A 12,416-nucleotide genomic window follows, 5' to 3' on the forward strand; every position below is an offset into this window, starting at 1 on the left:
GTGCCGAGCGTCAGGCGGAGGCCTTCGCGGATGCGGCCTGGCCGGCCGGCGTGGGCGGCTGGCTCTGCAGGGCCGTGTCCTTCTTCGGCGGCGGGGTGGCCGCTTCGCGGAACTGGCGCTGCGGGGTCTGCAGGTCGGACAGCGGGGCGAGGTCGCGACCGAACAGGAAGCTCATGCTCCAGTTGATGATCACGCGGGCCTTGCGCTCGTACATCGGCATCGCGAAGCCGTGGTATCCGCGGTGGGCCAGCCAGGCCGGGAAGCCCTTCATGCCGAAGCCCATGATGTTCGCGACACCCTTGAACTGGCCGAAGCCGGCAACGGCGCCGAGGTTGGTGTGGCGGTACTCCTTGACCTCCCCCACGCCGTAGTTCTCGGCGAGGAGGTTGGCGGCCAGGAGCTTGGCCTGGCGGACGGCGTGCTGGGCGTTGGGGACGCAGAAGCCTCCCACTCCGCCGCCGGTCAGGTCGGGCACGGCCGCGACGTCGCCGGCGGTCCATGCATGGGCGATGGGTCCGTCGTCGCCCGTGATGCGGAGTTCGGGGGTGGCGCGGACGCGGCCGCGCTCGTCGACCGGGAAATCGGTGGAGCGGACGACCGGGTTGGCCTGGACGCCTGCGGTCCACAGGAGCGTGTCCGTCTCGAACTCGTCGGCCGCGCTCTTGTCCGGCATGTTGATCAGCTTGAGGGTGCCGTCCTTGGCGCTGGAGAGCGACGTGTTCAGCAGGACCTCGATCTCACGGGAGCGGAGGTGCTCCACGACCCACTCGGCCTGCTCGGCCGTGACCTCGGGCATGATGCGTCCCATGGCCTCGACGAGGACGAAGCGGAGGTCCGAGCGGCTGAGGCGGGCGTTGGCCTTGACGGCGTCGCGGGCCGCGTCCTCCATCTCCGTGATGGCCTCGATGCCGGCGAAGCCGCCGCCGACGACGACGAAGGTCAGGGCGCGGTCGCGCTCCGGGCCGGCGGGCATGACGGAGCCGGTCTCGATGCGCTCGAGCATCCTGTCGCGCAGGGCGACGGCCTCCTCGATGGTCTTGAGGCCGATGCCCTGGTCCTTCAGGCCGTCGATCGGGAAGGTCCGTGTGATGGAGCCTGCGGCGACGACGACGTCGGTGTAGCCGAGCTCGAAGGACTCACCGCCGCCCGTGGGCTCGATGGTGGCCGTGCGGCCGGCGTGATTGATCGAGGTGACCTTGCCGGAGATCAGTTCCGTCTTCCGCAGGTGCTTGCGGTGGGACACGATCGCGTGGCGAGGCTCGATGCTGCCGGCAGCCACCTCGGGGAGGAAGGGCTGGTAGGTCATGTAGGGCAGGGGGTCGACCAGCGTGACGATGCCGCCGTGGTCCTTGACCTGTTTCTGCAGCCGGTGCGCGACGTAGAGGCCGACGTAACCGCCGCCGACGACGAGGATGCGCGGGCGGTCGGAGAAGTGTGGGTTCGATGCCATGCCCCGATGCTACCGGAGTTTGTGAAAATCTTCACTAGCTCCGGGAGCGCTCCGGAACCTCCCACGGGGTCCGCTCGTTCAGGCCGCCGGTGGCCCTGGACGGTCCGGTCCCGAGGGTCCGTTCGCCGCAGCGCGCCGGTGCACGCGGGTCACGTGCACGGCCCCGCCGAGCAGCACCGCGAGCAGGAGCCCGCCGAAGCCGAGCACCACCAGCGCAGGTACGTCGTGCACCGGGGTGAGGGGGTCCTCGGCCTGCGGGGCGGCGGGTGCCGGGAGGACCTCCGCCGGTGGCTCCTCCGCGGGAACCGGCGGAGGAGCGGGTGTCTGCCCGCCGCGCCGGTAGAGCTGGATCCACTCGGCCATGCTGCCGAGCCGGTTCTCCTGGGGTACGGCCACGTCCCGGTCGACGGCGGAGGCGACGTCGAGGATCCCGTAGCCGTAGAGGGTGTCGAAGCCCGGGGCCCCGGCGTCCTTGGCCGTGCCGACGATGCGGTTGACCACCTGGCCCGCGGAGAGCTCGGGGTATCGGGCGCGGATGAGTGCGGCGACGCCCGAGACGAGGGGCGCGGCGCCCGACGTCCCGGACCAGTCGGCGTAGAACCCGCCGGGCAGTCCGCCGACGAGGTCCTCGGACGGCGCGGCGATGGCGATGCTGATGCCCTCGCTCGAGGCCTCGTCGCTGGCGGCCCCGGACCGGTCCAGGCCTGCGACGGCGAGGACGCCGGGGATGGTCGCGGGAGCGCCGACCTGCGTGAGGCCGCCGGCGCGGTTGCCGGCCGCCGCGACGACGACGACGTCGTTCTGCTCCGCGTAGAGGAAGGCGTTGTCCCAGCTCTCGGGCCAGGCGGTGCTGGTGCTGCCGAGCGACATGTTGATGACGTCCGCGCCGTTGTCCACCGCCCAGCGGACTGCGTCGGGCACCTGCTGGTCCACCGGGATGCCCGCGGGATTGGGGCCGCTGTTCTGGCCCTCGATGAAGAGGGAGACGGCGAGCAGGTCGGCCTTCGGCGCGACGCCGACGATGCCGTCGGGGCCCTCGCCGTACTGCCCGAGCGGGCCGGTGTCGGTGTCGGCAGGGGGGCCTGCGGGGGGCTCCGCCCCGCCCGTGCCTCCGGTGCCGCCGGAGGGGGCGGGTGCGGGCTGCGCGGGTGCGGGGGCGGTGTGCCCGCGCCCGGCGAGGAGGGTACCCACGAGGGTGCCGTGGCCCGCGACCTCCCCGATGCCGCGCAGACCTCCGGGGTCGCCCGCGCCGGAGGCGTCGGTGCCGCCCACCACGGCGCCGACGAGGTCGGGGTGGGTGGCGTCGATCCCGCTGTCGATCACGGCCACCGTGACGCCCTCGCCCTGCGTGCTCTTCCACGCCTCCGTGATGCCGTAGTCCTCGAGCCAGTACTCCTTGTCGCGGACCTCGTCCGCGGCGGCGGGCACCGCTCCGGGCAGCAGGACGGCGGTGGCGAGGGCGACGGACGCGCCCGCCCTGATCGGCCGGAGGGCGGCGTGCTGCCGGGTGCGCATCAGCTCACCCGACCCGGTCCGCGACGCTCAGGGCGATCCCGTCCAGGATGTCGTGCTCGCTGGAGACTGCGGTCGTGACCCGCCCGCCGGTCGCCGCGGCGACGCGCTCGATGACGGTCGCCCAGATGAGCGCGCCCGCTCCGATGACGTCGACGCGGCCCGGGTGCATATAGGGCAGCGCGGCCCGTGCCGCGCGGGGCATGTGCAGGAGGTCCGACGCCGCCGCCGAGATCGCGGGGATGGGGAGCTCGGCGCCGTGGATGCGCTCGGGCTGGTAGGTCGGCAGCTCGAGGGCGTGGGCGGTGACCGTCGTGACGCTGCCCGCGACGCCGACGATCCTCGTGACGCGGTCGAGGGGCACCTCGGCGGCCGCCTCGTCGATGAGGCGCCCGACCTCCGCCGTCATCGCGGTGATCTGCGTGTCGGTGGGCGGATCGTCGGCCAGGAAGCGCTCGGTGTACCGGACGCACCCCATGTTCGTGCTGAGCGAGGCGACCAGCCCGGCCTCCGTGCCCGCGACGAACTCGGTGCTGCCGCCGCCGACGTCGATCACCAGGACCGTCTCGTCCGCGGCGGCGGCGAGCACGCTGATGGCCCCGCCGAAGGAGAGCCGGGCCTCCTCGTCGCCGGTGATGACCTCGGGTTCCACGCCGAGGCGCTCCCGGATGCCGTCGACGAAATCCTGGCGGTTCTCGGCGTCGCGGGACGCGGAGGTGGCGACGAACCGCACGGGCGGGGCGCCGTGCTCCTCCAGGAGGGCCGCGTACTCCTCCGCCGCTGCGAAGGTGCGGGCGAGCGCGGCCTCGGACAGGCGCCCGGTGGCATCAACGCCTTCACCGAGGCGCACGACGCGCATGAGACGGACCACGTCGGTCAGGACGCCGTCCTCGCTGTCGGCGATGAGCAGGCGGATGGAGTTGGTCCCGCAGTCGATGGCGGCTGTACGCATCAGGTCTCCTCGGTGGGTCCGGCGGATGGGGTCGGGCTCGCCGGGCCGGCGGTGTCGTCCGTCGTCGGTGGTTCGGCAACCCTGCGACGCGCCTCGCGCTTGGCGTCGAGTTCCTCGGCGCTGAGGCCCTGCGTCCTCGTGTGCCTGCTGAGATCGGCGTGGGGCGCCTGGCCCGTCGTGTCCCACGCACCCTCGCAGGAGCACTGCCCGGGGGTCCACCACTGGGCGATGCGGGCGATGGCCTCGTCGCCGAGCGGATTGACGCCGGGTCCCGCTGCCAGGGCGTGCCCCACGAGCACGTGGAGGCATTTGACGCGGGTCGGCATCCCGCCGGCGGACACGCCGTCGATCTCGGGGACGGGTCCCGTACCCGCGCGTTCGCCGACGGCCGCACGGGCGGCCAGGTAGGCCTCGTGCGCGCCGCGGTACCGGTCGGCGAGGTCGGCGTCGTCCGCGAGCCGTTCGCTCATCTCCGTCATGACGCCCTCGGCCTCCAACCGCGAGACCGCCGCCGTGATGACAGGGTGGGTGAGGTAGTACGTGGTGGGGAATGGGATCCCGTTGGACAGTCGCGGGGCGGTGGTGGCGACGAGCGGGTTGCCGCAGACGCACCGGGCACCGATCTCGACGACGTCCCGCACGGGACGGCCGAGCTGGCGGCTGAGAACATCGAGGTCCCGCGCGCTCGGGGTCCGCCGATCCGCCGACCGGTCGTGCTGCCGGTGCTCGTCGTCGTGCCCGCCGTGCTGCTGCTCGTGCTGGTCCTGCTGGTCCTGCTGATCCTGCTGGGTCACGCTGTTCCTTCCTGGGACACCGCGTCCGGGTGTCCTGGTGGCGGCCGACCGGTCTCGGGGACCGGCCGCCGCTCTCAATCCGTTGCCGCGCGCTCGACCGAGCTCCAGAGGGAGTCGACCCAGGGCAGGTCGGCGGGCTCGGCGGCCGAACCCTCGCCCGTGCCCTCCTCGATGCCCTCGCCGCCCTTCACGAGGTAGCGGGTCTCCCCCGGCATGACGAGGAAGATGCGCTCGCGCGCCTGCTGCCGGACGAAGGCCGGATCGTCCCAGCGTGCGAGCTCGGACTCGTAGTCCGCCTGCTGCTGCTGCTGGCGGGCGATGTCCGCGCGCAGGGCGTCGAGTTCGCTCTGCTGCTGCAGGTACCGGCTGACCGACGGCGCGAGGAGCACGATCACGGCGACGAGGACGACGGCGAGGGCCAGCAGCCTCCCGGAGAAGGTCTTCGCCGGGATGGGGGTGGCTTCCTCGGCGGGCTGGATCGGGGATTCGACCCGCTTCGAACCGAGCTGTCCCCGGCGGATGTTCCCCGCCAGCTGCGAGCGCTCGGCGGCACGGGCCTCCGACGGGGAGGACGTCTTCGCCGCGGTCCGGGCCGGTGTCCCGTCCGCTCCGGCAGTGCGTGACCGGCCCGCGGCGGGGGCCGCCCCAGCCCGGGGATCCTTCGTGGCGGACGGACCGACGACCCGGGGCGTGGCCGGCTTCCGCTGGGAGGCAGCGGCAGGCCGCGCCGGCTGGTGCCCGGCGCCACGGGAACCGTGGTCGATGGTCGGGCCCTTGGCCGTGCCGGGGGCCGGCCGTTCCTCCGCCACAGGCGTCGGACGGCCGGCTCGCGGCACGTTAGGGCGGCGGGCAGTCATGGAGCTCCTCGTCGACGCTTTCGCGTATGGTCGCGTCGGGTCCCTCGCGGGACCCGTCTAACGAGGGTAGCCGCCCTCCTGATCAACTGCCGAGTTTCTACGCGGTGAAACGCGGGAAGGCACTGCGTCCGGCGTAGCGTGCGGCGTCGTCGAGCTCCTCCTCGATGCGCAGCAGCTGGTTGTACTTGGCCACACGCTCGCTGCGGGCGGGCGCGCCGGTCTTGATCTGGCCGGCGTTGGTGGCCACGCAGATGTCGGCGATCGTGGTGTCCTCGGTCTCGCCGGAGCGGTGCGAGGTGATCGTCGTGTAGCCCGCGCGCTGCGCCATCGAGATGGCGTCGAGGGTCTCGGTGAGGGTGCCGATCTGGTTGACCTTGACCAGCAGCGAGTTGGCGGTCTGGTTCTGGATGCCCTTGGCCAGGCGGACGGGGTTGGTGACGAAGAGGTCGTCGCCGACCAGCTGCACCTTGTCGCCGATGGAATCGGTCAGGTGCTTCCAGCCCTCCCAGTCGTCCTCGTCGAGGGGATCCTCGATGGAGACCAGCGGGTAGTCGCGGACGAGCTCCACGTAGTAGGCGCTCATCTCCTCGGTGCTGAGCGCCTTGCCCTCGAACTGGTACGCGCCGTCCTTGTAGAACTCGGAGGCGGCGACGTCGAGGGCGAACGCGATGTCGGTACCCGGGGTGTAGCCGGCCCGCTCGACGGCGGTGGTGATGAGGTCGAGTGCGTCGCGGTTGGACGGCAGGTTCGGGGCGAAGCCGCCCTCGTCGCCGAGGCCCGTGGCGAGGCCCTTCTCCTTCAGCACGGCCTTGAGCTCGTGGTAGACCTCGACGCCCCAGCGGAGGCCCTCGGAGTAGGACTGCGCGCCGAGCGGCACGATCATGAACTCCTGGATGTCGACGTCGGAGTCGGCGTGCGAGCCGCCGTTGAGGATGTTCATGAGGGGAACGGGCAGCACATGCGCGTTCGGGCCGCCGAGGTAGCGGTAGAGGGGCAGGGCCGAGGACTCGGCGGCGGCGCGGGCGATCGCGAGGGAAACGCCGAGCATCGCGTTGGCGCCCAGGCTGGACTTGTTCTCGGTGCCGTCGAGGTCGATCATCGCCTGGTCGATGGCGCGCTGGTCCGCGGCGTCGAAACCGAGGAGAGCCGGCTGGATCTGCTCGATGACGGCTTCGACGGCCTGCAGGACGCCCTTGCCGAGGTAGCGGTCCTTGTCGCCGTCGCGGCGCTCGTTGGCCTCGAACGCGCCGGTGGAGGCGCCGGAGGGGACGGCCGCGCGGCCGAAGGTGTCGTCGTCGAGCAGTACCTCGACCTCGACGGTCGGGTTGCCACGGGAATCGAGGATTTCCCTCGCGTGGATGGCATCGATGATGGCCATGGATTAGCTCCTCTTCGTTGGAGTGTAGAAGTTCACATCGTGTTGGGACGTCTTTGTCAGAGCAACGGAGGTGGTGCTCCCAGCCTAGTTCACGCGCGTCCCGGCGTGGGCTGGATCACCGCCGGAGGAGCGGCCGGGCGCTCACGGCCCGCCGGCGGCGCCGTCCCGCTGGTAGTCGAGCACGGCACGCCGCAGGGCACGCTCCGGGTCGATGCCCGCCGCGAGCGCCCGCCGGGTGAGGCCCAGCAGCTCCCGGCCGAGCTCCTCCTCCGTCGGCGTTTCCCCTGTCGCGGTTTCCCCGGTCGTCCCGACGGTCGCCCGGTCGACGGTGCCGACGGGCTCCCCCGCCCGCCGGAGGGTCTTCGCCGCGAGGGCGAGGGCGGGGAGATGGTGCGGGATGCCGTCGAAGGGCGAGGTGCGGGCGGGCCGCTCCTGCTGCTTGACGGACTGCCAGGTCGCCACGATCTCGTCCACGGTCGCCGGGAAGCTGTCGCGCAGGGACCCGTCGGGCGCGAAGACGTGCGGGTTGCGGCGCACGAGCTTGGCCGTCAGCCCGCCCGCCACCTCCGCGAACCCGAAGGCGCCCTCCTCGGCCTGCAGCTGCGCGTGGAGGACCACCTGGAACAGGACGTCGCCGAGTTCACCGCGCAGTTCGTCCCGCAGCCCGGCCGGCACCGCCGGTGACCGGCCCTGCGCGCGGGCGACGTCGTCGACGGCCTCGTAGAGCTCGTACGTCTCCTCCACCAGGTACTCGAGCAGCGACGCGTGGTCCAGTGCGGCCGTCCACGGGCAGTGGCGGCGGAGCAGGTCCACGACCTCCACGAGCCGCTCGACCGCCGCGCCCGGACCCGCGTGCGTCACGGGGTCGGTCAGGCCGAGGCCTGCCGGGCGGCGGTGTCGAAGCTCTCGGCGACGAACTGGGCCAGCGCCTCGCGATCCTCGAGGGGCAGGAACGCGGCGTCGACGGCGTTGAGCGTGAGCTCGAGCAGGTCCCCGAGGTCGTAGCCGAAGGTGTCGACGAGCAGCTCGAACTCACCCGTCAGGGTGACCCCGCTCATGAGGCGGTTGTCGGTGTTCACTGTGACCTTGAAGCCGAGCTGGTAGAGCAGGTCGAAGGGGTGCGCGTCGATGGTGTCGCCGAAAGCCGCGATGGCGCCGGTCTGCAGGTTGGAGGACGGGCACAGCTCGAGCGGGATGCCGCGGTCGCGGACCCAGGAGGCGATGCGGCCGAGGTTGGCGATGCCGACCTCCTCGCCGTCGGCGGCGTGCTCGCCCTCGGACTCCTCGATCTCGATGTCCTCGGCGATGCGGACGCCGTGGCCGAGGCGCAGCGCGCGCCCTGCGACGAGCGCGTCCTGGATGCTCTCGAGGCCTGCCGCCTCGCCGGCATGGATGGTCGCCGGGAACTGCTCGGAGGCGAGGAACGTGAATGCGTCGGCGAAGCGTGAGGGCAGGAAGCCGTTCTCGGCGCCGGCGATGTCGAAGCCGACGGCGCCCCGGTCGCGGTGGCGGACGGCGAGCTCGGCGATCTCCTGGCCGCGGTCGGCGTGGCGCATCGCGGTGATGAGCTGGCCGACCTGGATGACCCGGCCCGCGGCGACGGCCGCGGCGGCACCCGCCTCGAGGCCCTCCTGCACGGCCTCGACGGCCTCGTCGAGCGTGAGGCCCTTCCGGGTGTGCTGCTCGGGGGCCCAGCGGACCTCCCCGTAGACGACGCCGTCGAGCGAGAGGTCCTCGACGAACTCGCGGGCCACCCGGATGAGGCCCTCGCGGGTCTGCATGACGGCGATGGTGTGGTCGAAGGTCTCCAGGTACCGCTCGAGTGAGCCGGAGTCCGCCGATTCCCTGAACCAGGTGCCGAGCGACGCGGCGTCGGAGGCAGGCAGTTCGTGCCCGATCCCGGCGGCGAGCTCGAGGATGGTGGCCGGCCGCAGGCCGCCGTCGAGATGGTCGTGGAGGGAGATCTTCGGCAGGGTCTGGATGTCGATGGCAGCGTCGGGGACGGCGTCGTTCTGGGTCTGGGTCACGCTGCCAAGCCTACGCGATCACCCTCACGGCGGGCTGGTCTCACGGGCCGGCTCCGGCCGGTGCAGGGCCTGCGCGGACGACGCGGTGGGCGCTCCGTCGGGTGATTCGTCGGGCGCTCCGTCGAGGGGTGCCCGGAGCGGGGTGGAGCCCCGGACGAGGGCGATCACGCGGTCGACGACGAACCCGATGACGACGGCGATCGCGATGGCCACCGCCACGCCGAGCAGGTGGTTCTCCTGGAACCAGGTCCCGGCGAGCGCGCCGATCCCCACGGAGTACCCGCCCCAGACCACGCCGGAGAGGGCGGTGAGGGCCACGAAGCGCCGGTGCGAGAAGCCCGTGGCGCCGGCGGTGAGGTTCACGGCCACGCGGCCGATGGGGATGAAGCGCGCCACGAGGATCAGCGAGGCGGCGCGCTTGGCCAGTTCCGTGCCCGCCCACGTGAACGATCGCTGCATCCGCGGGCGGCGCATCCAGCGGAAGCGCGTGGTGCCGATCCCCCGGCCCAGGAGGTAGGCGATGTTGTCGCCGAGGAACGCCCCGAGCGCGGCGACCAGGATGAGCAGCCATGGGTTGGGCACGCCCTGCGTGATGATGAGGGACGCGAGGCCCACGACGACGGACTCGCTGGGGAACGGCGGGAAGAAGCCGTCCACGATGCAGCACACCAGCACGAGGACGTACACCCACGGCTGCTCGGCGGCCGCCAGCACGAAGTCGCTGATGCCGCCGAGTGCACTGGTGATCGCATCCATCGGGTTCCTCCCGCTCGTCCGTCCCGCGTCGGCCCGCCGGAACCGGAGGTGGGGGCGGGCGCGGGACCCGACGTGCGGGGGCGGTCCGTCCGGACCATGCGTCGCCGCGCGTCTGACTCCGACGCTACCGGTGGGAACCCTCGTGGGTCGTCGCCCTTCCGGGCGACATGCTTCGGCGGCCGGCTCACCCTCAGGGATGAGGCGTGCCGTGCCCTTCCCTAGGGCGGACACTGAGGACCCCGTCAGGGCGTGCCCGCCCGTCCCCACCATGACGGGGCCGGAGCGGTTCCGCAATTGGCGGGTGCGGCTGCCGGTAGGGCCTGGCGTCGGAACCGCGTCGGCGAACCGCAGGGGGTAGGCCGGCGCCTCCGCTCCCCGCCCTCGATGTCCCGTCATCACGGGCAGGTCTTCGACGTCGGTCGTGCCGGACGCCCAGGAGGACCCGCGGTTCGCAGGCCTGCCGGATGTCGCCGGCGTCTGCGTGCCCTACCGGCAGGTGGGCGGCGACGTTCCATCCCGCATGCAGCATCACCGCCGATCCTGTGTCAACCGGTGGATCAGAAGGGGAGCCGGCCGCACAATGAAGAGGACGGACCCATCGTGCCCGTCTTGGAGCCGGGGCGGCGGGGGTGGGATGAAGAGCCGACGACTGATGGCATGCCTCCTGGTGCTGCTGACCCTGCTCGCTGCCGCCCCGGTCCCGGCCGCGGTGCCCTCCGGCGCGTCGATCAGCATCCGTCCCTCCGCCGATCCGGCCGGGACGTCGGTCACGGTCACCGGAACCGGATTCCCGCAGAGGAGGACCGCGACCGTCACCGGCGGCGCCGATCCCATGGTCTTCCGGACGAGCGCGTCGGGTCGCTTCGACATCAGGCTGTCCATCCCCGACACGACCGGACCCGTGGTGGTCGTCCGAGCCCTCTCGGGGGACGTGAGTGCCTCTGCTACGTTCAGGGTCCGTCACCCCTCGCGGCCGCCCGGCACCGCCGCCCTGCGCTTCGGAGTCGGGACACCCGGGGGTTCGCTGGCCACCGCCGAACTCGACGAGGTCACAGCCCTGGCCGGGGAATCACCCACGATCGTCCTCGCCTACAAGGACTTCCATCAGGCCCCGCCGATCGCCGAACTCGATGCGGCACGTATCCGGGGAGCCGACACCCTGCTGACCTGGGAACCCTGGGCATGGGGAGGCGGCACGGAACAGCCCGCCTATGCGCTCGACCGGATCACAGCGGGAGATTTCGATCCCTACCTGCGCTGGTGGGGCCACTCCCTCGCGGACTGGGGTCACCCGGTCCTGCTGCGATTCGGCCATGAGATGAACGGCGACTGGTATCCGTGGTCCGCAGGGGTCAATGGCAACACCTCCAGGGATTACGTCGCGGCCTGGCGGCACGTCCACGAGACGCTCGCATCGACGGGCGCATCGAACATCACCTGGGTGTGGAACCCGAACGTCCCGTACAGTGGATCCACGCCGCTGAGAGGCCTCTACCCCGGTGACTCCTACGTCGATGCCGTCGCCCTCGACGGATACAACTGGGGCAGCTCCGTGCCGTGGGGCACCTGGCAGGTGCCGTCCGAGGTCTTCGGCCGGGGACTGTCCGAACTCCGGGCCCTCGCACCGGGCAAGGAGATCCTGATTGCTGAGACGTCCTCCGCCGAACACGGTGGCTCCAAGGCCGAATGGACCACGGAGCTGGTCGGCTACCTGGCGGCGCAGGACGACGTCACCGCGGTGGTCTGGTTCCACCTGGACAAGGAGACGGACTGGAGGATCGACAGCAGCAGCTCATCGGCGGCCGCGCTGGCAGAAGCCCTGGCCACACGCAGGAAGGGACCGGCGAGCCCGTCGGAGTCCCCCGGCGAGTGCACGGGGGTCCCGGCTACGGCGGTGGCCGCACCCCGGAGTCCGCCCGGCTGTCCGGTAGGAGACGTTCCCGGGAGTAGCCACGCGACAGGACCCATGTGTTCGTGCCGTCCTGTCGTTCGAAGATCACCGTGGTCACCAGCGCCTGGATGAGTGCCAGTCCCCTGCCCGACTCGGCGTCGTCCTCGGGCATGCGCGGGATCATCTCGCCGTAGGGCGGCTTGGCGTGCAGCGCACTGACGCGGGCCTCGAGCACCGTGGGCCGAACCGTGATGACGACGCCGAGCTTCACCGGCTCCTCCCCGACGGGCTCGGCGTGCTGGACGACGTTCGACGCGGATTCGATCACCGCCGTCGTGAAGGTCATGCGGTCGATGTCCTGGGTGAGGGGAACCTCCGACCACAGACCGTCCAGCATGTCGTGGACGGACTCGATGGCCTCCTCCCCGGCGGGCTCGAGGAAACTGCGCGCAGCCAGCGCATCATTCATCGCCGAAGGCCTCCTCCACGGTGTCGTAGGACGTGAGCACCCTGTCCATACTGGTCAGCTGCAGCACCATCTTGACCTGCGGATGCACGGCTGCGATACGGAGGTCGCCGCCGGCCTGCCGGGTGGCCTTCAGACAGCCGATGAGCGCGCCGAGCCCGGAGGAGTCCATGAACGAGGTCTCCTCGAGGTTCACGACGATGTGGTTGGAGCCCTTGAGGATCACGTCACCCACGAATTCGCGCAGCCTCGGCGCGGACACCATGTTCAGGCGACCGCTGACCTTGACCTCCGTGTAGGAATCCCTGAGCTCATAACTGAAATCCATCGGCA

General features: G+C 71.7%; 11 protein-coding genes and 1 pseudogene. 1 reads left to right on the forward strand and 11 read right to left on the reverse strand.

Annotation, left to right across the window (positions count from 1 at the left end; all coding sequences use genetic code 11):
• Window positions 1-10: 10 nt before the first annotated feature.
• The 9 genes from AC4D2C_RS16410 to AC4D2C_RS16450 all read right to left on the reverse strand — a co-directional run bounded on the left by AC4D2C_RS16410 (window position 11) and on the right by AC4D2C_RS16450 (window position 9,726).
• The gene (locus AC4D2C_RS16410) at window positions 11-1,450 is read right to left on the reverse strand and encodes an NAD(P)/FAD-dependent oxidoreductase (RefSeq protein ID WP_490915897.1); all 1,440 of its coding nucleotides are present in this window, start codon (window positions 1,448-1,450) and stop codon (window positions 11-13) included.
• A 78-nt stretch (window positions 1,451-1,528) separates the two neighbouring features.
• Window positions 1,529-2,965, reverse strand: coding sequence for a S8 family serine peptidase (locus tag AC4D2C_RS16415; protein WP_490915898.1), 1,437 nt, complete (start codon window positions 2,963-2,965; stop codon window positions 1,529-1,531).
• A 4-nt stretch (window positions 2,966-2,969) separates the two neighbouring features.
• Window positions 2,970-3,917, reverse strand: coding sequence for a Ppx/GppA phosphatase family protein (locus AC4D2C_RS16420; RefSeq protein ID WP_490915938.1), 948 nt, complete (start codon window positions 3,915-3,917; stop codon window positions 2,970-2,972).
• A complete protein-coding gene (locus AC4D2C_RS16425) occupies window positions 3,914-4,708 on the reverse strand; it encodes a DUF501 domain-containing protein (protein WP_490915899.1) in 795 nt (264 codons plus the stop codon). The genes AC4D2C_RS16420 and AC4D2C_RS16425 overlap by 4 nt, the downstream gene beginning before the upstream one ends.
• Window positions 4,709-4,782: 74 nt before the next feature.
• Window positions 4,783-5,565 (reverse strand): FtsB family cell division protein, encoded by a 783-nt coding sequence (locus AC4D2C_RS16430; RefSeq protein WP_490915900.1) that lies wholly within the window; start codon window positions 5,563-5,565, stop codon window positions 4,783-4,785.
• A 97-nt stretch (window positions 5,566-5,662) separates the two neighbouring features.
• The gene (gene eno / locus AC4D2C_RS16435; protein WP_490905613.1) at window positions 5,663-6,943 is read right to left on the reverse strand and encodes a phosphopyruvate hydratase; all 1,281 of its coding nucleotides are present in this window, start codon (window positions 6,941-6,943) and stop codon (window positions 5,663-5,665) included.
• Window positions 6,944-7,084: 141 nt separating this feature from the next.
• Window positions 7,085-7,804, reverse strand: a complete 720-nt coding sequence (locus AC4D2C_RS16440; protein WP_490915901.1) for a MazG nucleotide pyrophosphohydrolase domain-containing protein — start codon at window positions 7,802-7,804, stop codon at window positions 7,085-7,087.
• Window positions 7,805-7,812: 8 nt separating this feature from the next.
• Complete coding sequence (locus AC4D2C_RS16445) at window positions 7,813-8,970, reverse strand: adenosine deaminase (RefSeq protein ID WP_490905611.1); 1,158 nt, start codon at window positions 8,968-8,970, stop codon at window positions 7,813-7,815.
• A 24-nt stretch (window positions 8,971-8,994) separates the two neighbouring features.
• Window positions 8,995-9,726 (reverse strand): DedA family protein, encoded by a 732-nt coding sequence (locus tag AC4D2C_RS16450; protein ID WP_490915902.1) that lies wholly within the window; start codon window positions 9,724-9,726, stop codon window positions 8,995-8,997.
• Window positions 9,727-10,558: 832 nt separating this feature from the next.
• On the opposite strand from AC4D2C_RS16450, the pseudogene AC4D2C_RS16455 reads away from it, so the two are divergent.
• A pseudogene (locus AC4D2C_RS16455) lies at window positions 10,559-11,254 on the forward strand (glycoside hydrolase family 26 protein); the annotation flags it as partial.
• 358 nt (window positions 11,255-11,612) lie between these two features.
• Here AC4D2C_RS16455 and AC4D2C_RS16460 read toward each other — a convergent pair.
• Together AC4D2C_RS16460 and AC4D2C_RS16465 are read right to left on the reverse strand one after the other, a co-directional pair.
• Window positions 11,613-12,086, reverse strand: a complete 474-nt coding sequence (locus tag AC4D2C_RS16460) for an ATP-binding protein (RefSeq protein ID WP_490915903.1) — start codon at window positions 12,084-12,086, stop codon at window positions 11,613-11,615.
• A complete protein-coding gene (locus tag AC4D2C_RS16465; protein WP_490915904.1) occupies window positions 12,079-12,411 on the reverse strand; it encodes an STAS domain-containing protein in 333 nt (110 codons plus the stop codon). Before AC4D2C_RS16465 ends, AC4D2C_RS16460 begins: the two co-directional genes overlap by 8 nt.
• Window positions 12,412-12,416 lie beyond the last annotated feature (5 nt).

It is taken from the genome of Arthrobacter sp. TJ-240 (genome assembly GCF_058269195.1).

Excerpts from the sequence above, each read along its gene's own strand:
- AC4D2C_RS16410 (WP_490915897.1), bottom strand. The coding sequence starts at position 1,450 with ATGGCATCGAACCCACACTTCTCCGACCGCCCGCGCATCCTCGTCGTC.
- AC4D2C_RS16415 (WP_490915898.1), bottom strand. The coding sequence starts at position 2,965 with ATGCGCACCCGGCAGCACGCCGCCCTCCGGCCGATCAGGGCGGGCGCG.
- AC4D2C_RS16430 (WP_490915900.1), bottom strand. The coding sequence starts at position 5,565 with ATGACTGCCCGCCGCCCTAACGTGCCGCGAGCCGGCCGTCCGACGCCT.
- eno (WP_490905613.1), bottom strand. The coding sequence starts at position 6,943 with ATGGCCATCATCGATGCCATCCACGCGAGGGAAATCCTCGATTCCCGT.
- AC4D2C_RS16450 (WP_490915902.1), bottom strand. The coding sequence starts at position 9,726 with ATGGATGCGATCACCAGTGCACTCGGCGGCATCAGCGACTTCGTGCTG.
- AC4D2C_RS16460 (WP_490915903.1), bottom strand. The coding sequence starts at position 12,086 with ATGAATGATGCGCTGGCTGCGCGCAGTTTCCTCGAGCCCGCCGGGGAG.
- AC4D2C_RS16465 (WP_490915904.1), bottom strand. The coding sequence starts at position 12,411 with ATGGATTTCAGTTATGAGCTCAGGGATTCCTACACGGAGGTCAAGGTC.